Genomic DNA, 19,065 nt, shown 5'->3' with positions numbered 1-19,065 from the left:
TCTTTCACCTTTTACACTTCATATAAAACAAATTAAAAAACAAGGAATATTATGAAAGTTACCAATTTATTAAAATCACTTATATTAGCGACACTCGTTGGCACGTCGGCAATGACTCATGCATTGGTAGAAGGAGAATTAACCAAAAGAGCTGAAGCAGTGGCCAAAGCTGAAGGTATTACCATGGCAGAGCTGTTAGACAGATCTGAAAGTGGTGAGCTAGATGTAAATCAAAGAGCTGCTGAATTAAACCCTGAGTGGGGACGATGCGAAACTTATAAATATACAAAATATGCAAGTGCCAAAATAGATCAAGAAGTGACCCTCACCCGCTTTTCGAGTTTTGGAAGCTCATGTAACTCCTATGCTTTCACGATAGAGAGAAATTATGACGGCCATGATATGGAGTTACTATTATATCGTGACGGAAGAGTAATCGACAGTGGTACGCACATAGGTCGATACCTTTCTCAAGGCAGCTATATACTTAAATTAAGAAACAATGGCGGTGGTACCGGTACACGTGGTGGCGTACGATACGAATACCGCGAAAATTAATTAAACATAACGCAGGCCAATTAGGCCTGCGTATCCACTATTTTGGTTTCTTGGCTTTGTAAAAATGCCACTGCTTTTTCTTGATAATCTTTTATAAATGACTCGGAAATGATTTTATGAGCTGTGTGTTGAGTTTGCTTTGCATTCGCTAATACACCGTGAAATGAGCGGTAATTCTCTTTTTCCATTTGCGCAGCGCCTTCAACATGCTCTGCAAAAAAATGAGTAATATTAATTTTTTCGTCAGCGGTGAAGTCACGTAAAGTATAATCGATGGTTTCCAACGACCCTTTGACATCCATTACCTCTTCCCAAAAAGTACCACTTAAGCTGCCAGTGAATCCACTTGCACGAGTCATATCCGATTCCAATGTTCGAATTGCATCCACAATACCGTGAAATTCATTAATTGACATATTATCGAAATCAAAACCTTCGGGATTCAAAAGCGCACTATATGGTGAATTTCCCGGTGCATCCCCTGAAAATACTGCAATAGGCGACGAATCGTCAGATGCTGATTGTTCTTCAACAAGCTTTACTTCAGCAGACTCTGATTGCGTTTTTAAAGACACTGAGTGGGACTGTGCTTGCGTGGATGTCGTTAACGACGAATGGATATTAAAATTAATAGTCATAAAAGCTCCTTTTTGTATTGCCTTTGTATCGGCATTATTCCTATTTTACTTTAGCACTAAGCCAAATTTTATGTATGCTCTCAAACTCACCTAAGCATTTTATTGAATCTGTACCTTTTTAATTTCCATACACGTTACAAATCACTATGAAATAGCATGAGTTCTAAATCAATGAAATAAAGACATCGCGTCTAATAACCACCACTCTAGAATAAATAACACTCGTAATAACAAGACAAACATAAATATATTCACCAACCTAAAAATGACTGGCTAAATTACAAAAATCGGTCGGTGTTCATTTCAGTGTTCCCCTACTTTATGGCCTATTTTTTATAATAATTAGATATAATATTCACTTTCAATTAGCTGTTTAGTTCTTAGTAAATACAGTAGTTGATATCTCAATTAATTGATTTAGGCTTATCGGAAACGCAGCCATGTTCCTCTAACGGACATGGATTGACATCTGACTGTACAGCCAGCTCAAGGCATAACCTAGAATCAGCCTAACAACATGCAAGTTTATAAGCTAGTTACCTAGAGTAAACCTTAGGTATGTTATTCCATATATTATCTGGAATTTGTTCTCTGGATAGAAAGCCTAGCTTGCGACCATACCACTCAGATATATCTGGAGGCATGTCTGAAACTCTAGCAAGAGCAATTCCTGCACCTCCAACCCTAAACACATTTCTATCAGTATTCACTCCAACTGCTATCATCTGCCCCGTTATTATCGAAGGAGGATAGATTGGTGAATACTGCACTGTAGCACTCAAACACTCATAATCGGAATTCACCTGATCTGCATATAAATTTATAAATGCTTCTCCAGCGGGTAAAGCGACGCCTTTATATATGAAGGCTCTCCAGTCTTGCTCATGCTCTAACTTGTATGGGTTAATCCATTCAAACGCTATCCCATTTGAAGTTAGCTCTTTGAAAGACAAAAGAGCCGCGGCTACTTTTACGTCATTATCACTATCTAAAGGCTCTGCTGGGTTTGGCTGTAAAAAATTGTAGACAATGTATGAACCCTGATGTCTATCAAAACACTTTTGCCATGAGGCTTTATGCTTCATTAAATTGTTTAATTCTACTCTGGGAAATCCAGAGTAGAAACTTCCAATTACATTTGAAGTTTTTTGTATTTCAGAAACGATTTTTGATATATCAAACGATATTATCTGCTTTAGCTGTTCAAGGCTTCTGAAATGTTTATAAAGACCTTTGCTCTGGATCTGAGACTTGAAATCTTTCAGCCTACTAAATTCATTAGTATCTAAATCATACGGGTTATAATGTTTCTCCGAAAAATATATTGCAACGGGCTTTCCTTTACCGATAAACTGCTGAATTTCCTCAACTGTACCAGATGAAAAACCGCCAGTTGGGGTTCCAAGTCTAGTCCAAAATATTCCTATTACAATATCAGCGTTCTCAACTATCTGCTTATTTAATAATTCTTGTGGCCGATCGCCTATTTGAGAATAGCTATCTTTTTCCCAACGTACGGGTTTAAGAAAAATCCCTTCTTTAGCCGCAGATGTAGAATTCCAAGAATGAAGTACTTCTTCAACCGTATTTCTCTCTTCTAACACATCTGAAGGCGAAGCAATTAATACTTCAATCACTGTTGATAGTTTCATATGCTCTTCTCTTTATAACCACTTTATAATTTAACGTTCTCTCTAGTTTCAGAGGCGGGATATATACACAAGTCAGACCTTCTAGATACCATACAAGTGCGCATGAGCTAGGAGATTTTTAGGGATCTATCCATTTGTTTAATCATTATTTTTAACACTTAATTAGCACGAAATCTAGAGGATGAAAACTAGCCATGATACTAAAGTTCATAGCCAATTAATTTGCACTCGATTTCATTCATAAAAGTTAATTTACAAACCATAAAAACAGCTGAAAATTCAAAGGATGTTTGTTCTACGGCCTCTGAAAATACTAGAAAATTACACTTAACTACACCACGAAATGTTAAGTACACTTTAACTTAAAAAGAGTAAAAAGCCGTGACTGATGAAATGACTATATGATAGCTGGAGACGATTTATTTTATTTCTAGCAATACTAATCTAAAACGAAAAAATAAAACCACTAGAATGCCACTGAATTACTTTTTAATTCTTGATTAAATTATATGAAATTTATTTTTAAAAAAACTAAAACACTGTAAAATCAGTGTATATTAAAAAATTATTTTAATCGCTAAGAAATGTATAAAAGGAATTGAGAATGAATAGTAAGCCTAATCTAAAAAAACGCAGCCTTAAGAAATTAACTCAGAAGCAAACAATGTTTATTTCAGGTGGCACTGGAACAGCTAAACCTACCGACCCCAAAAGTATTAAAATTCCTCTGTCTAATCCAACAACTTCTATAATTTATGAGCTAGAGTGATTAAATAAACGCATTTAACTGGTAAGCTATTATCGTGACTGCGACCACATTCATCTCAATTCAGTATGCTGACGCTTATGTGTTGTCAATACTTGGCTTAACAGCTGCTGTTATGTTTATAAAAAGAGACAATATAAATGTGATTCATATTTGTGGCATAGTGTTGATAGCAGCATTGTTAGAATATTGCATCATATTGATTAGCTCTCATCAAAGGAATATTCCTACTATATAGGTGCTCTTTAATATTCAGTATACAAATATTCATTTGCTATATAACGATAAAGGCTTTAATTCTACGAACATATCTATCACGAAAACTACTGGCTTTTACCAATAGTGACAAATTTAATGATGTCAATATGACTCATGCAGAAGGTATTTTAACTGGATTGTATCGTATTATTACCCTAGTACTTTGGCTCGCACTCATAGAAACTTACTGAGGCATTTAGAACAACTGGGCATTAGTAAAAATATTGCAAGTTTTTTTCCAAGTTTGACTTTAGTTTATGATAACTATGAAATTTTGATATACCCATTAAGAGCTATAATTTGTGACGTTGTCCTATTATTGCTCATAGCATCCAAAATTGACACTGAGCGACTCGAAAGACAACAAGCTATTTGATTAGTCTTCCTAGCCTTTAAAAACATAAGCAACTTAGGCTGTGTAATTATTTATAAGACCGGCCTAAGAATGAAAGAGAAAAACACGGATAATAACCTCAAATAACTAACCAGAACTCACACATTGGCATGCCAAGTATATTTGTCACCCAGACAAGCCGCTAAGTGACAAAAATCAGTAAAATAAAAAACCCAAGCAATTGCTTGGGTTTTTCGTATTAGCTTATGAGCTGGGGATGATTACATCATACCGCCCATACCGCCCATACCGCCCATGCCGCCCATATCTGGTGCAGCAGCAGCTTCATCCTTTGGAATTTCAGCAACCATGGCTTCAGTTGTGATCATAAGACCCGCTACTGATGCTGCGAACTGTAGTGCAGAACGCGTTACTTTAGTTGGGTCAAGGATACCCATTTCGATCATGTCGTCGTACTGGCCGTTTGCTGCGTTGTAACCATAGTTACCTTCGCCTGCTTTTACAGCGTTAACAACAACTGATGCTTCGTCGCCTGCGTTTGAAACGATTTGACGAAGTGGCGCTTCCATCGCACGTAGTGCAACGTTAACACCGTGGTTCTGATCTTCGTTTTCGCCTTCAAGACCTGCAATCTTGCTAGCAACACGAACTAGTGCAACACCACCACCTGGTACCACACCTTCTTCAACCGCTGCGCGAGTTGCATGTAGTGCATCTTCAACGCGGTCTTTCTTCTCTTTCATTTCAACTTCAGTTGCTGCGCCAACTTTGATGACTGCAACACCGCCAGCAAGTTTTGCCATGCGCTCTTGAAGTTTTTCTTTGTCGTAGTCAGACGTTGCTTCTTCGATTTGTGCTTTGATTTGTGAAACGCGGCCGTCAATAGCTGCTTGCTCACCCACACCATCGATGATAGTTGTGTCATCTTTGGTGATAACAACACGCTTAGCTGTACCTAGGTCTTCTAGTGTTGCCTTTTCAAGCTCTAGACCGATTTCTTCAGAAATCACAGTACCGCCCGTTAGAATAGCGATGTCTTGTAGCATTGCCTTACGACGGTCACCGAAGCCAGGAGCTTTAACAGCAGCAACTTTTACAATACCACGCATGTTGTTCACAACTAGTGTTGCAAGTGCTTCACCTTCAAGGTCTTCAGCAATGATAAGTAGTGGCTTGCTTGTCTTAGCCACACCTTCTAGTGTAGGAAGTAGTTCACGGATGTTAGATACTTTCTTGTCTACTAGTAGAATGTGTGGGTTGTCTAGCTCAACTTGGCCTTTTTCAGCGTTGTTGATGAAGTAAGGAGATAGGTAACCGCGGTCAAATTGCATACCTTCTACAACGTCTAGTTCATTTTCAAGAGATTGACCTTCTTCAACCGTGATAACACCTGATTCACGACCTACTTTTTCCATTGCTTCTGCAATGATGTCACCAATTTCTTTATCAGAGTTTGCAGAGATAGTACCTACCTGTGCAATTGCTTTTGTATCAGCACATGGTGCAGAAAGTGCTTTTAGCTCTTCAACTGCTGCAACAACAGCTTTGTCGATACCGCGCTTAAGGTCCATTGGGTTCATGCCCGCCGCAACAGACTTAAGGCCTTCGTTTACGATTGCTTGCGCAAGAACCGTTGCAGTCGTTGTACCGTCACCAGCTGCATCATTCGCTTTTGACGCAACTTCTTTAACCATCTGTGCGCCCATGTTCTCAAACTTGTCTTCAAGTTCAATTTCTTTCGCTACAGATACACCATCTTTAGTGATAGTTGGTGCGCCGAACGACTTATCAAGTACTACGTTACGACCCTTAGGACCCAGTGTTACTTTTACTGCGTCAGCTAATACGTTAACACCCTGAAGCATTTTAGTGCGAGCGTCACCTGCAAAACGAACTTCTTTTGCTGCCATGTTTTTATTCCTCTAAATTCTTTTCGTTAAAGCTGCTATTTTTGTTACAAGCTAATGCTTAGCCAACAATACCTAAGATATTGTCTTCACGCATGATCAGGTACTCTTGACCTTCGATCTTTTCAGTCTTTTCAACATATGAGCCGAATAGAACTGTGTCACCTGCTTTTACTTCTAGTGCTCTTACTTCACCACTGTCCAACACGCGGCCATTACCTACAGCAACAACTTCACCACGAGTTGATTTTTCAGCTGCTGAGCCAGTCAATACGATACCGCCAGCAGATTTAGTTTCTTCTTCTAGACGCTTAACAATAACGCGATCATGTAAAGGACGAATGTTCATTGATTTAGTTCTCCTAACTTTTCTGAACAAGGACAGAATAATCTGTTTACTCAGAGTGAGCCGCGGCCCGACTAACGGCGCTAACACGACTCTCTGGATTAATTTGTAACTTGAAATTCTAGATGGGGGTGGATATTAAAAACCCAAGAGAAAAAACTAAAAAATTTTAATCTTTTCTCTGATACTCACCTTCAATGGTGGTCGATGATTGCGATTCTGACTTCGGCGCTTTACGCTCAAACGGGTCAAATTTCTGCTCTTCGAAGTGAGACTGTGCATCTTGATGTGCTTGAGATTGGCCAAAACCTTGCCCAAACATACTACTCTGCGCAGAGCTTTGCATTTTCACACTGGCTTGCTCAATCAGTGTTTTGGCTATTTTTTCGCGAATTACTGGAGTTAATAGCATAAAACCTATGGCATCAGTCATGATCCCCGGTGTCATTAAAAACACACCTGCGATGATCACACACAGCCCTGTAAACAAGTCTTGCCCAGGTAACTTACCTGACGCCATCTGTTGTTGCACGTTAGAATACGCGCCCAGTCCCTGCTGCTTGACCAATTTTGCACCTAAAATTGCTGTGGCAATGACCAGCGCAATGGTAGCAAACCCACCAATCACATCACTGACTTGAATAAGCAGCGCAATTTCAACAATGGGCACGACAATAAATAACAAAAAAAGAACTTTAAACATAGATTCTCCAAATAAACTGAAATAGATGTATGGCTTGTCAGGTCTAATTTCAAGCTTACAGTCTGCATCTAATTGCACTCTAATGATGACTTACTGCATCGGTTTTACATCAAAAGTCTTTGTTAGAACAAAACCGAGTTTGAAAGTTCAGAGTATATCAATGCAACTCAACGAGCACTCCTTGGGATCCATGTTGTCATTCGTTACTATAAGGGCACAACTAACTTAGTCGGCAAAAACACGATGAGTACCCCGTATAGAATGGTCATGACGACTTGTGATAGTCAAGACAATGCCCGCCACATCGCGGCGCATTTAGTTTTAAATAAATTAGCCGCTTGTGTGAACATCTTGCCCAAAATAGAGTCAATCTACATGTGGCAGGGAAAAGTCACCCAAGATGAAGAAGTTAAACTACTAGTCAAAACAACATCCGCACTGGTTAGTAACGTCATTGATGCGATCCAAGCTGAGCACAGCTACGACGTGCCTGAAGTACAAGTGATTGAAGTCACTGATGGTTCGCAGCAATATTTTAACTGGATGGAAGAGGTACTAAATTAATGCGACTGACGACGCTACTATTTTCTTTTATAACGCTGCTATTTATAGGCAGCTTTCAGGCTGTGGCCAATAACTCGGTCTTAGACAGCTTATTAGAACCAAAACAGCAAACATTTTTACCGGTTGATCAAGCCTTTGAGTTTGATTTTGACCAGCAAGGTTCTGTGCTATTCACTGGTTGGGATATTGCGCCAGGTTACTATATTTATAAACATAAATTGGAGTTCATTGCCAAAGACGCAGACATCAAAGTACCTGAGCTAAGTAAAGGTAAAATGATTGAAGATGAGTTTTTTGGCCGCACCGAAGTATACTTTGATGAGCTTTCAGTGGTCTCGAAGCTGAGCAATATTGGCCACGATGCCGTGGTTAAAATTCGCTATCAAGGCTGTGCAGAAGCTGGATTATGCTACCCACCTGAGATCATCGAGATCCCACTCACTGCGATCGCCGGTGCAACGAATACGGTCCCTAAGCAAGTTGAAAGTGACGCAAACACACAGCAAACGGCGTCTAAACCTGTATCACAACCACAAACAGTGAGCAGTAATGATGAAGGCGAGCTGTCATTCAGTGATAAATTGGCACAGCAAAGCTTTGTCACCAACTTAGGTGCGTTTTTCCTAGTCGGTATTTTATTGGCTTTCACACCTTGTGTATTCCCAATGTTCCCGATTTTGTCTAGTCTCATTGCGGGTCAACAAAACCTGTCTACCAAAAAAGCATTTTCATTGTCATTTGTGTATGTGCAAGGCATGGCAGTCACGTATGCTGCCCTGGGGCTCGTTGTGGCTTATTTTGGTGGTCATATCCAAGGCTATATTCAGCATCCAGCTGTACTCATTAGCTTCAGTATTTTGTTCGTCATTTTGGCTTTTGCCATGTTTGGTTGGTTTGAGCTAAAACTGCCAAGCGGCATGATGAGCAAGTTGACTGAGATCAGTAATCAGCAAAAAGGCGGCAATTATACCGGCGTCTTTATGATGGGTGTCTTGTCGGGCCTTATCGCCAGTCCTTGTACCACAGCGCCGCTGTCTGCTGCACTTTTATATGTTGCGCAAAGTGGCGACTACCTTGTTGGCGGGTTAACTTTATATGCGCTGAGCTTGGGTATGGGGCTGCCTCTACTATTATTAGGTACATCCGGCGGTAAGTTACTCCCGAAAGCTGGCGGCTGGATGGAGCAAGTGAAAACGCTGTTCGGTTTCTTAATGCTGTTTGTGCCACTTATTTTACTCGAGCGCATCTTAGACTTTGACATTATTGTGATGCTGGCTTCAGTATTGGCCATTGCCACAGCGCTATATCTACATTATTGGCAAAGTGCGCAATCACAAGGTAAGGGCAAAACCTTCTTATGGGCGCTGTCGATGACCTTGTTTGTCAGTGCCTTCTTTATGGCAAAGTCTGTGCTTTTCCCTGCACCACAACCACAGGTTAGTGTTGCTGCAGGTGTCATGGAAGAGAAAAAATTCCGTCTTATCGAAGGGCTGGATGGACTACACAGCGAAGTTGCCAAAGCCAATCAACAAGGCAAGATTGCTGTAGTCGACTTATACGCGGATTGGTGTGTGGCCTGTAAAGAGTTTGAAAAATACACCTTCCCAGAGGCACAAGTGCAAGCCGAGTTTCAACATTTTGAATTATTAAAGCTCGACTTAACTGAAAGTAATGATACCACGTTTGAGATTATGGAGTTCTTTACCGTATTCGGCTTACCAAGCATGCTGTTTTTCGACGAACAAGGCAATGAAATCCCTGAACTGCGCGTAACTGGCTTTATGAATGCGGAAGACTTTGCAGATCACCTACGTAAAGTACGTAATTACCAATAAATCCTCCCCTCTTCCTACAGCCTATTTAAGCAACAGACTTAAGTAGGCTGTACTTTATCTCTGATTAGACCAGTATTTTGCTGCTATTTACCTCGAACACTCTATAATAGTTCACGAACGTGAGAAATATTTGCTATTTATCGCGCAAGCGCTTAAGTTAGACACAGCAAGAGACAAAAAGTCTCGTTATTTTCCATTTAAAGGAATTTCACGCATTATGTCAGCAGATTTTAAGGTTTTAGTACTTAATGGTCCAAATTTGAACATGTTGGGCCGTCGCGAGCCTGATAAATATGGCACACAGACCTTAGCAGAGATAATGCAGTCACTGACAAAGTGCGCAGAACAACACAATGTGGTGCTGACTCATTTTCAGAGCAACAGTGAAGCAGAGCTTATCAATACCATCCATGACCATTATGGCAAAGTGGATTGTATTATTATCAACCCAGCGGCTTTCACACATACCAGTATCGCCATGCGCGATGCGTTGCTCAGTATCAGCGTCCCATTTTATGAAGTGCATATTTCTAATGTGCACGCACGTGAGCCATTTCGACATACCTCCTACTTCTCGGATGTAGCGAAAGGCGTCATTTGTGGATTAGGTGCAACTGGCTATCAAGCTGCATTAATGGCAGCTATGGACCAGTTACGCAAACAAGATAACTCAAATTAACTAACAGGCGGGCCAAGTTATGGATATTCGCAAGATTAAAAAACTAATCGAACTAGTAGAAGAATCAGGTATTGCAGAGCTAGAAATCACCGAAGGTGAAGAATCAGTACGTATTAACCGTCACAGCAGTGCACCGGTTCTGGCTCAGCCTCAGCAATTCGCAGTACCAGCACCTGCAGCGGCACCAGTAGCAGCACCTGCGGCGGCACCAGCAGCTGACGCACCAGCAGAAGCAGCAACACCTGCGGGTCACCAAGTTAAATCTCCAATGGTTGGTACTTTCTACTCTGCGTCTTCTCCAACAGCTGCGGCATACGTTGAAGTTGGCACAAAAGTAAACGTTGGCGACACACTTTGCATCGTTGAAGCGATGAAGATGATGAACCAGATCGAATCTGACAAGGCTGGTACTGTTAAAGCTATCCTAGTTGAAAACGGCGAGCCAGTAGAATTTGATCAGCCACTGTTCATCATCGAATAATTCCCAAGAAGGCAAACACTATGTTAGATAAAGTAGTCATTGCAAACCGAGGTGAAATTGCACTTCGCGTATTGCGTGCCTGCAAGGAGCTTGGGATTAAAACGGTTGCAGTACACTCAACTGCCGACCGTGACCTTAAACACGTTCTACTTGCAGACGAAACAATTTGTATCGGTAAACCAGCTGCGTCTGAGAGTTACCTAGATATTCCTCGCATTATCGCTGCGGCAGAAGTAACAGACGCTGTTGCTATCCACCCAGGATACGGTTTCTTATCAGAAAACGCTGACTTTGCTGACCAAGTTGAGCAAAGTGGCTTTATCTTTATCGGTCCAAAGGGCGACACAATTCGTCTAATGGGTGATAAAGTTTCTGCAATCGAAGCAATGCGTAAAGCTGGCGTACCGTGTGTACCAGGTTCAGATGGCCCATTGACAGAAGACAACGAGCGCAACGTGCAAATCGCTAAGCGCATCGGTTACCCTGTTATCATCAAAGCAGCAGGCGGCGGCGGTGGTCGTGGTATGCGTGTTGTTCGCTCAGAAGACGAGTTACTAGATTCAATCGCACTGACGCAAACTGAAGCACAGCAGTTCTTCGGCAACGGCATGGTTTACATGGAAAAATTCCTAGAAAACCCACGTCACATCGAAGTACAGGTACTTGCTGACGGTCAAGGCAATGCAATTCACCTAGGTGAGCGTGACTGTTCAATGCAGCGTCGTCACCAAAAAGTAGTGGAAGAAGCGCCAGCACCAGGTATCACGGCAGAAATGCGTAAGTTCATCGGTGACCGTTGTACACGTGCATGTATCGAAATCGGTTATCGCGGTGCAGGTACATTCGAATTCCTATACGAGAATGGCGAATTCTACTTCATCGAAATGAATACACGTATTCAGGTAGAGCACCCAGTAACTGAAATGGTTACAGGCGTTGACCTAATCAAAGAGCAGCTAAAAATTGCTGCCGGTCAGCCTCTATCAATCACACAAGATGACGTTGTGATCAAAGGTCACGCTATCGAGTGTCGTATTAACGCTGAAGATCCAGAGTCGTTTATTCCGTCTCCAGGTAAAATCACGCGTTTCCACCCTGCAGGTGGCTTAGGTATTCGTTGGGACAGCCACATTTATGCTGACTACACAGTACCGCCGCACTACGATTCAATGATCGGTAAATTAATCACTTATGGTGAAAACCGTGACGTTGCAATCGCCCGTGCTCGTAATGCATTAAACGAACTTGTGATTGACGGTATCAAAACAAATACACCGTTACACAAGAAGATCTTAGCAGATGAAAACTTCCAAAATGGTGGTACAAACATCCACTATCTAGAGAAGAAACTCGGTCTGTAATAGATGTTTTCGTAAAAAAGCCGGTTTATACCGGCTTTTTTATTTTTCAAAGCAGCACTTTTCTGCTTTTTTATTAATCAATTGAACAAGATAAGTTATATTTTTCCACTTTAGTTAGTGACAAGCGGCGCAAAAATTCATATACTGCCAGCGCTTCAAAAGATTGTTTTCACACAATCGCTGAAAATGGCCCTATAGCTCAGTTGGTTAGAGCACCCGACTCATAATCGGTAGGTCCCTGGTTCGAGTCCAGGTGGGGCCACCATTTTCACCAAACTACTCCCTTGAAATCAAACTCTTATAGTATAAACACCAACCATTTCATATTTAATTTACAGAGTGTCAAAGTCGTGTCAAACGCCCTTAAAGTGTCATATTAGTGTCTAAGCAGACACAAAAAAGCACATATTTGACTCTTTCAATAATGTTTTTATAAGAGCTCTCTATTCCAACAATGAGACTGAACCAACGAAAAAAAACGCCCCTGTTTTACCAGAGGCGCTTTAGTCTCTACTTTAAATATTCCATGGGTTCGCCGGTTTGCAGCGATCTATCCGTGAGGGTTTTGTCTGGTTGGCGCAGGTCTGGCTTTAACTTGTGACCATACTTATCTACGCCATTTAAATAGTCGTCTTTATCGCGTATTTCTCCTGAGTTCTCCAGCTCTGCTTTTAGCTCACCTGGCTTGTGGGTTTCTTTAAAGCTGCTGTTTTGCGGCGTCAGGCTACTCTCTGTATTTAAAATCAGCGGTAGGCCATCTTTGCCACTGCCAATCACCACCACTTTGGCATTGTTCGATTTTGCCAGCTCGATGGTGGCTTCAATACCACGCCATTTAAGATAGGCTTCAGAAATACCATCGCTGACCATTTCTTGGAAAAGCGCAATACCTTTGGCTTCTTCCTCTTTGCGCAGCGCTTCTTTTTTCGCGACCTCAACACGCATTTTATATTCTTCTAAAATGTAGTTTTGATTTACTTTGGAAATGATCGCACTGTGTACTTTGTCAGGCAAATCAACACGTTTGATCAGTACATCATCTAAGTTCACCAAGTGGTGGCCCGCCATGCTTTTTGCCTCTTGGCGCAGCATCGACTTCTCTTTTAATTCCAGTTCATTAAGCACTTGTCCAAGTAACTCTTCTTGCACTTCTTTACGCTGGTTACCGTACACCTGCTCGGCATCATATTGCGATACAATCATGCGCACCCCAGAGCTCACCTCTGGGAGGATGATTTCATCGACATAATCTGGCCCGACTAACTTGTGCAAATAGGGGATAAAGTCCACTTCAGGACGATAACGCACTGTGATATCTAGGGTGATCCGCAAGCCCTCATTGGTGATGGCATACACATTCGTATGTGCAGTTTGATAGCGGCTAGAGTAGATGGTGAGCGTATCCCATGGAAACACCAATACCGTCCCTTCATGTAATGGTGCATCCAAATAGGTACCGCCACCGAAGCGCTTCCAAAGTACTCCCACTTCACCCGAATCGACTTTGATAAAAATCACTGGAATAAGCGCTATTACCAAAAAAATCGCAATCAACAAGGTCAAACCTGCGCGAAAGCGCCAAGATAAAATGCGTCGTCTCAATTTAGGTTGATAACGCTTAAGCAAGCGCATCAAGATATTCGATATGATTATCGCCAAGATGGCGCTAATAATAATCGTCAGCGTTATATCAGAAGGGAGAATGATGTTCATGATGTTACTCCTTTACCCTCAACTTCATGGTGTTCCATTAACTGTCCTTCGACCATTTTTAAGTGCACATCGGCCAAGTGGAAATACGCATCATCATGGGTGATGGCAATGACGGTGTTACCGCGAGCTTTAAGTTTTGGCAGCACCTGCTCATAAAACTTACGCCTAAAAATAGGGTCCTGATCCGCCGCCCACTCATCAAAGATATAAATGGGTCGGTTTTCTAAAATAGTGCTCAAAAGTGCCAATCGCTTGCGCTGACCTGAAGATAGGTCAATGCTGCTGAACTCCCCATCCACGACTTTGACCTTGGTATTCATCTCTAAAAACGCCAACCAATCATCGATTTCTTCTTGGCTAGTATGGTGAATGCCATAAAGTTGCTTGAATAAATGAAAGTCAGCGAACACCGCTGTAAATAAGCTGCGATAGGCTTCTTTGAGGTTATCTGTAATCGGTTGGCCATCTACTAATATTTGCCCGCCTTGCAGTTCATACAACCCAGTTAACATACGAATAAATGTGGTTTTACCGCTGCCATTACCACCGGTAATAAAAGTGACCTGCCCGCGCTTCAAACTTAAATCCACAGGACCAACAAAAAACGGCCTGTCACCACCTTTTTGACCATGCTGGTAGTAAACCCCTTCGAGTTTCAACTCATCAAAATTATGTACATAGGAAAAGTGCTCTGTATCTAAGTTTGAATTATCCACTTTTGCGCGTTTGAGGTCTTCTTCCAAAGTCAGTACGTTTTGCGCCGCTTCCGTTGCGGTGGTGTAAATTGGGATCCCGCCGACAATACTGGTAATAGGGCCAATTAAAAACAATGACGCCGTGGTGACTTTGATCACTACATCTGTGTATACATGTGACAGGCTAGGCACAATAAACACCATAGCCCCCGTGGCGGCAAAAAAGGTAATTTGCGAGAGCACAAAATCAGTGGCGAATAAGGTTTGTGTGGTGGTTTTGGCTTTTTTAGCCCGCGCAGAGTCCATGACAAATTCGTGTTCTAAGTCATCAGCTCGCGGTACGCTCAGCTTCACTTCTTTGAAACCATCTAACAAGTCAGATAAGCGCTGGATCAACTTGTTTTCGCTCTCAAATGACAACTGCATATTGCGTTGAATTTCGTTGGCGCGAAGGCGGTGAATACTGGCCCCCATTGAAATTAAAATAGATATAACCAAAAACGCCACAAACGAGTGCCAAGCAATGTATAAAGAGGTAAAAAACACTAAGCTGATCGACTGACCAATGATCACAAACAGCTGTGCCGACTGCGAAATGGTTTGCAGTTCCTTGCTAAGCGTATTAAAAATGCGCTCTTTACCTATGGTTTCAAGGGTGGATAACTCGGTATGACGCACACATTCAAATAACTCAACACGCAGCCTATCAATGGCTTTTTCCACCATTTTAGCGGCTTTGGTCATCAACCTTTGCTGCGTCAGACCATAAATAGAAATGGTCAGAATAAACAACACCAGATAATAGAGAATATGATTCTCTTTGTGGATATCTGAAATGTTCTCCGACACGTTATTTATCAAGGCAAGGACTAACGCATTAGCAAGGCCAGAGATACAGCCCAACATCACGAAAGTCCTTTTCTTTATTTTTATATTCCGACTGATTAAATCGTATAATACCATTTTGATTTTCTTATCATTTTTGTTATCGGCTAAATAGCCTTACAGCGATAAATATCGCCAAGCGCACTTAATCTAAATTAAAGCTAGTCGTCCTCACTTTCTTGCTGTGGGTTACGACCCTGGGTGAGCAGCAACATCAATAAGCTCACTATCGGTGTCAAAAATAATGAAATCAGAAAAAAACCCACCGGTCCTGCAAAGGTATTGCGTCCCCAATAACCCGATAAAATACATAACACCAAATACAATGCCACTATCATAATGACCTCCTCAAAAGCCCAATGTTGAGAAATAAACCAACAGTTAGCCTGTTGGTTTATCAAGGTTCAGCCACTGTGGTTACACAGTGGCATTGCTCGGTTGTGTGCTGGCATTACCTTTATCTTTGCGATATTTCGCAGCAATATCTGCAATATCACCCTTAATGCTAGAAAGATTAAGGTCGATTAAAGTGCCACCATTTTCAAAATGACGAATAAACGTGCTACCTACGGCATGCGTAGATGCGGCAGATACTACAGGCATAAATGCGATTGCACTCAATGTTCCAATTACCGGCACTGCTTTTAAGAAGCTGCTTAAACCAGCCCCCCCAAGCGTTTGCGGAAATGAACCACCGATCACAGCACTGACCGTGCCACGCAGTTTATTGTCGCTGTATGATTGGCCATACACATTGGCAATTTCACCAATCATCTTCATTTGGATACCCGTCAAAGCCACTAAATCAACCGCTGGAATTGGGATTAACCCAGAACCAAACGACCATTTAGAGTACTTATCGACAATGATCTGCGCCACGGCTGCTCGGTCTTCTGCCTGAACTACAGTGCTTTGCGGCTCCGTAGCAGAAGCATTCGCTTCATTTGCCTTGTCGTCCTTTGCTGTTTTTGTCGCTGTCATAATTCATCCTCTATGATGTAGATTTAAACAGTTGTGAACCCACCAAGTTCATGCGAAGTGTTTAAACATCATTAAACTTTGCATTTACTTGCCCTTATCACTGCAATTCCACGGGAAATTGCAGAAATTCCTTATTAAGGCCGACAAAAGTACAGAGACACACTTCACCCAACACTCTAATGCAGGCAGCCTTTTACTGATTTGATTACGTTACTTAATTTGTCGCGCCATCCAATACTTCTTGGCACTGCTGTGTACGATGCCGATCGTTATAAAAAATAATGTTGCGCAGCTCTTCGGCGATACAATCAGATTCATACCCAGTTTTATTGTAATTACTAAAAGCCATCACAGTTTGGTCACGCTCTAACAAGCGAGAAAAACTGGTCACCCATGAATACGGGTAGCTGCCAGAGTACTGCAAGAACTTCTCGTATTTGTTCAAATTGGTGCTGTTAGGATCATCCGGACAGTCTGGCACTTTGCCATACTGATTGGGGTCGATATAGGTTACAAACCAACCGTAGCCAAAGTATTCACACTCATCTTCGCTTTGGGTATTTTGATAAGGTGCAAACGCCATTTCTTTTTGTGCTTCATTTAATATCGTATCCCCATACAAGCCTTGATCCCACTTCGACATATCTTTCACTGTGGAGTACATATCGCCCGCGGAATAGAGCACCAGTGGATTACTGTAAGGGTTTTTAAAGATATTTTCATACGGTGGCGGACCACCTGTTTCTGGTGGACGCCCAGTCGTGAGCGGTAAATACTGGTTTTGGTCAAACACATACCCAGTGGTCATATTTTCGACTATGCCAATGGCATTGAATGTGCCGCTGTCTTGCATATCGAGCGGGTCTAATATTTGCTCTTTGACGATATTTCTAAAATAAAAGTTCGAATCGATCTGACCTTGCTTGCCTGCAGCTAATTGCTCGAGAATGTTACCGATTATGTAATAGTTACAATTGCTATAGTCAAATTTAGAACCTGGCTCAAAACTCGGCTTATCATCTTGTTCTTTGCAGGTACAAAAGCGATTGCTAAACCCCTCAGGCCCATTTAAATTCGTGACGTCATTGTATAAATATGGCCGCCACCCCCAATTTAAAAACACCTCTGGGTTCGCACTATAATCATTGATCCCCGACGACATACTCAATAAATTGTGCAGTGAAACATCCGCACATTGGTTGTCTGGATACCATGGCAAGTAGTCGCGGATCGTTTTGCTGTGTAGATCCTCTCCTGCAAGCGTGCGCAATAAAATAGCGGCTGCAAACTCCTTAGTATTAGAGCCAATGCGGAATTTAGAATCAGAGGTATTGGCAACATCATATTGAATGTTTTGTGGACCACAATTGGCCTCATACACCACTTCTTCACCTGAGGTTATATAAATACTGCCAAAAAAGACCATTTTATCGCAGTAGTCACTCACCGTGACTTTAAACTTTTCAATCTGCTCAGCCGTGATCGTATTGTCTTTCGCCACACTGTTTTTAAAACAAGAGGTTAGTAGTAAACTCATACAGCATAGGCATAAAACCTTGAGTTGTTGCTGATAAAGCCCGTTCATTGTGTGTTTCCCTAGCGTTATTTAGTTACTTTGCCAACTTCTTTACTACTAACAAACCCGTTCTCGACACGAAAATTGCGCATAAAGCCTGTTACCTACCCATATGCTGCTTTTGCCATGCCCACCAGCACCTTTCTGGTACCTGTATACGCTTCTCGACCATGGGTGTATAACATGTTGTCGAGCAGCATAATGTCATTGCGCTGCCACTGATAAGCAAAAGTCAGTGAGCGATATACCTCATTGATGATGGCAATATCACTGGCTGCTATCTCGCTACCATCTCCGTAGTAGGCATTGCGCGGTAAATTCTCAAGCCCGATACTTTCTCGCATTGACTCAGGCAATTGATTGTCGATACTTGAGCAATGAAATAAATGCGCCTGATTAAACCAAACCTTTTCACCCGTTTGCGGATGGGTCGCAACAGCAGGGCGGATTTGCTTGGTCTGTAAGTGGTTATCAGACTTCCACTCAAAAATAATATCGTTTTTCCAGCAGTACGCCTCAACCTCTTCTTTACTCTGTGTTTGAAAAACCTCCTGCCAAGGCAAATCAATATCGCCATAGTTGCGAATATACATCACACCCAGTTTTTCAAATTTTTCTCGAAGTGCCACAGGCAATTGCTGATACACTAAACGACTGTCAGCGAGCGGCGTGTTACCGCCTGTTTTAGCAGGCACCACACAGAAAAAACCCATGCGCAATGGCCAGCAATTGGAGTAAGCATTTTCGTTGTGCTGCAAAATAACCTGATCAGCGTGGTACTCTGTGGTCGTATAGATGTTGTTTCTCAGTGCTGTGCGTGGTGAAGAGCGATAAATATACTGGCTGAGTTGCTCGCCAAAAATTGCTTCCAAAATCGTACTGAATTGGTTGGTGCTCACAATGTTCAAACCGCGCAGCAAAGCCACTCCATCTCTATCCACCCACTCATTAATTTCTTCAATGTGGCTTTTCACCCAAGCCAAACCGCTTTGCTTGTGCGCTGAAAGATCATGCACAAAACTATCCAACTCGGTCCTCGTGTCCTCTTTGTCGAGCGCTAGTAACTGGTCCATTCTATTCCCATCCTTAACTAGGTAAGATAAAATTACAAC

At 41.9% G+C, this 19,065-nt stretch carries 18 protein-coding genes and 1 tRNA gene; 8 read left to right on the top strand and 11 right to left on the bottom strand.

The features are described from left to right. The first annotated feature begins 51 nt into the window (after positions 1 to 51). Complete coding sequence (locus tag S4054249_RS01875; protein ID WP_046355932.1) at positions 52 to 558, top strand: hypothetical protein; 507 nt, start codon at positions 52 to 54, stop codon at positions 556 to 558. A gap of 20 nt (positions 559 to 578) precedes the next feature. On the opposite strand, the gene S4054249_RS01870 is transcribed toward S4054249_RS01875, so the two are convergent. Both S4054249_RS01870 and S4054249_RS01865 read right to left on the bottom strand, forming a co-directional pair. Then, positions 579 to 1,196: a hypothetical protein gene (locus S4054249_RS01870; protein ID WP_046355931.1), complete on the bottom strand. Its 618-nt coding sequence runs from the start codon at positions 1,194 to 1,196 to the stop codon at positions 579 to 581. Between the two features lie 536 nt (positions 1,197 to 1,732). Next, complete coding sequence (locus tag S4054249_RS01865; RefSeq protein WP_052960946.1) at positions 1,733 to 2,848, bottom strand: hypothetical protein; 1,116 nt, start codon at positions 2,846 to 2,848, stop codon at positions 1,733 to 1,735. A 604-nt stretch (positions 2,849 to 3,452) separates the two neighbouring features. On the opposite strand from S4054249_RS01865, the gene S4054249_RS26465 reads away from it, so the two are divergent. Then, a complete protein-coding gene (locus S4054249_RS26465; RefSeq protein WP_155401377.1) occupies positions 3,453 to 3,617 on the top strand; it encodes a hypothetical protein in 165 nt (54 codons plus the stop codon). A gap of 870 nt (positions 3,618 to 4,487) precedes the next feature. On the opposite strand, the gene groL is transcribed toward S4054249_RS26465, so the two are convergent. The 3 genes from groL to S4054249_RS01850 all read right to left on the bottom strand — a co-directional run bounded on the left by groL (position 4,488) and on the right by S4054249_RS01850 (position 7,183). Then, positions 4,488 to 6,137 (bottom strand): chaperonin GroEL, encoded by a 1,650-nt coding sequence (groL, locus tag S4054249_RS01860; RefSeq protein WP_046355930.1) that lies wholly within the window; start codon positions 6,135 to 6,137, stop codon positions 4,488 to 4,490. 58 nt (positions 6,138 to 6,195) lie between these two features. Beyond that, positions 6,196 to 6,483: a co-chaperone GroES gene (locus S4054249_RS01855; protein ID WP_023400700.1), complete on the bottom strand. Its 288-nt coding sequence runs from the start codon at positions 6,481 to 6,483 to the stop codon at positions 6,196 to 6,198. 166 nt (positions 6,484 to 6,649) lie between these two features. Continuing rightward, positions 6,650 to 7,183, bottom strand: a complete 534-nt coding sequence (locus S4054249_RS01850) for an FxsA family protein (RefSeq protein ID WP_046355929.1) — start codon at positions 7,181 to 7,183, stop codon at positions 6,650 to 6,652. Between the two features lie 243 nt (positions 7,184 to 7,426). Between S4054249_RS01850 and cutA the strand changes: the two genes are divergently transcribed. The 6 genes from cutA (at position 7,427) to S4054249_RS01820 (ending at position 12,368) form a co-directional block, all read left to right on the top strand. Next, positions 7,427 to 7,747, top strand: a complete 321-nt coding sequence (cutA, locus tag S4054249_RS01845; protein WP_046355928.1) for a divalent-cation tolerance protein CutA — start codon at positions 7,427 to 7,429, stop codon at positions 7,745 to 7,747. Further along, positions 7,747 to 9,582, top strand: a complete 1,836-nt coding sequence (locus S4054249_RS01840; RefSeq protein ID WP_046355927.1) for a protein-disulfide reductase DsbD — start codon at positions 7,747 to 7,749, stop codon at positions 9,580 to 9,582. The genes cutA and S4054249_RS01840 overlap by 1 nt, the downstream gene beginning before the upstream one ends. A gap of 217 nt (positions 9,583 to 9,799) precedes the next feature. Then, the gene (gene aroQ / locus S4054249_RS01835) at positions 9,800 to 10,261 is read left to right on the top strand and encodes a type II 3-dehydroquinate dehydratase (RefSeq protein ID WP_046355926.1); all 462 of its coding nucleotides are present in this window, start codon (positions 9,800 to 9,802) and stop codon (positions 10,259 to 10,261) included. A gap of 19 nt (positions 10,262 to 10,280) precedes the next feature. Further along, the gene (accB, locus tag S4054249_RS01830) at positions 10,281 to 10,742 is read left to right on the top strand and encodes an acetyl-CoA carboxylase biotin carboxyl carrier protein (RefSeq protein ID WP_046355925.1); all 462 of its coding nucleotides are present in this window, start codon (positions 10,281 to 10,283) and stop codon (positions 10,740 to 10,742) included. 20 nt (positions 10,743 to 10,762) lie between these two features. Next, positions 10,763 to 12,103 (top strand): acetyl-CoA carboxylase biotin carboxylase subunit, encoded by a 1,341-nt coding sequence (gene accC, locus S4054249_RS01825; protein WP_046355924.1) that lies wholly within the window; start codon positions 10,763 to 10,765, stop codon positions 12,101 to 12,103. A gap of 188 nt (positions 12,104 to 12,291) precedes the next feature. Next, positions 12,292 to 12,368, top strand: a tRNA-Ile gene (locus tag S4054249_RS01820). A gap of 245 nt (positions 12,369 to 12,613) precedes the next feature. Here S4054249_RS01820 and S4054249_RS01815 read toward each other — a convergent pair. The 6 genes from S4054249_RS01815 to S4054249_RS01795 form a co-directional block, all read right to left on the bottom strand. Further along, complete coding sequence (locus S4054249_RS01815; protein ID WP_080928338.1) at positions 12,614 to 13,816, bottom strand: prohibitin family protein; 1,203 nt, start codon at positions 13,814 to 13,816, stop codon at positions 12,614 to 12,616. Further along, on the bottom strand, positions 13,813 to 15,417 hold the full coding sequence (locus S4054249_RS01810; RefSeq protein WP_230851783.1) for a cyclic peptide export ABC transporter: 1,605 nt from the start codon (positions 15,415 to 15,417) through the stop codon (positions 13,813 to 13,815). Before S4054249_RS01810 ends, S4054249_RS01815 begins: the two co-directional genes overlap by 4 nt. Positions 15,418 to 15,557: 140 nt before the next feature. Further along, positions 15,558 to 15,734: a hypothetical protein gene (locus tag S4054249_RS26460; protein ID WP_167354825.1), complete on the bottom strand. Its 177-nt coding sequence runs from the start codon at positions 15,732 to 15,734 to the stop codon at positions 15,558 to 15,560. Positions 15,735 to 15,813: 79 nt separating this feature from the next. Further along, positions 15,814 to 16,377, bottom strand: a complete 564-nt coding sequence (locus S4054249_RS01805; RefSeq protein ID WP_039607633.1) for a YcjF family protein — start codon at positions 16,375 to 16,377, stop codon at positions 15,814 to 15,816. 214 nt (positions 16,378 to 16,591) lie between these two features. After that, positions 16,592 to 17,914, bottom strand: coding sequence for a serine hydrolase domain-containing protein (locus S4054249_RS01800; protein WP_235611264.1), 1,323 nt, complete (start codon positions 17,912 to 17,914; stop codon positions 16,592 to 16,594). 143 nt (positions 17,915 to 18,057) lie between these two features. Next, positions 18,058 to 19,026, bottom strand: coding sequence for a TauD/TfdA family dioxygenase (locus tag S4054249_RS01795; protein WP_046355921.1), 969 nt, complete (start codon positions 19,024 to 19,026; stop codon positions 18,058 to 18,060). Positions 19,027 to 19,065 lie beyond the last annotated feature (39 nt).

This window comes from Pseudoalteromonas luteoviolacea, from assembly GCF_001750165.1.
Lineage (GTDB): Bacteria > Pseudomonadota > Gammaproteobacteria > Enterobacterales > Alteromonadaceae > Pseudoalteromonas > Pseudoalteromonas luteoviolacea_G.
The sequence above is the reverse complement of the archived record's forward strand: the minus strand, read 5'-3'. Positions and strand labels throughout refer to the sequence as shown.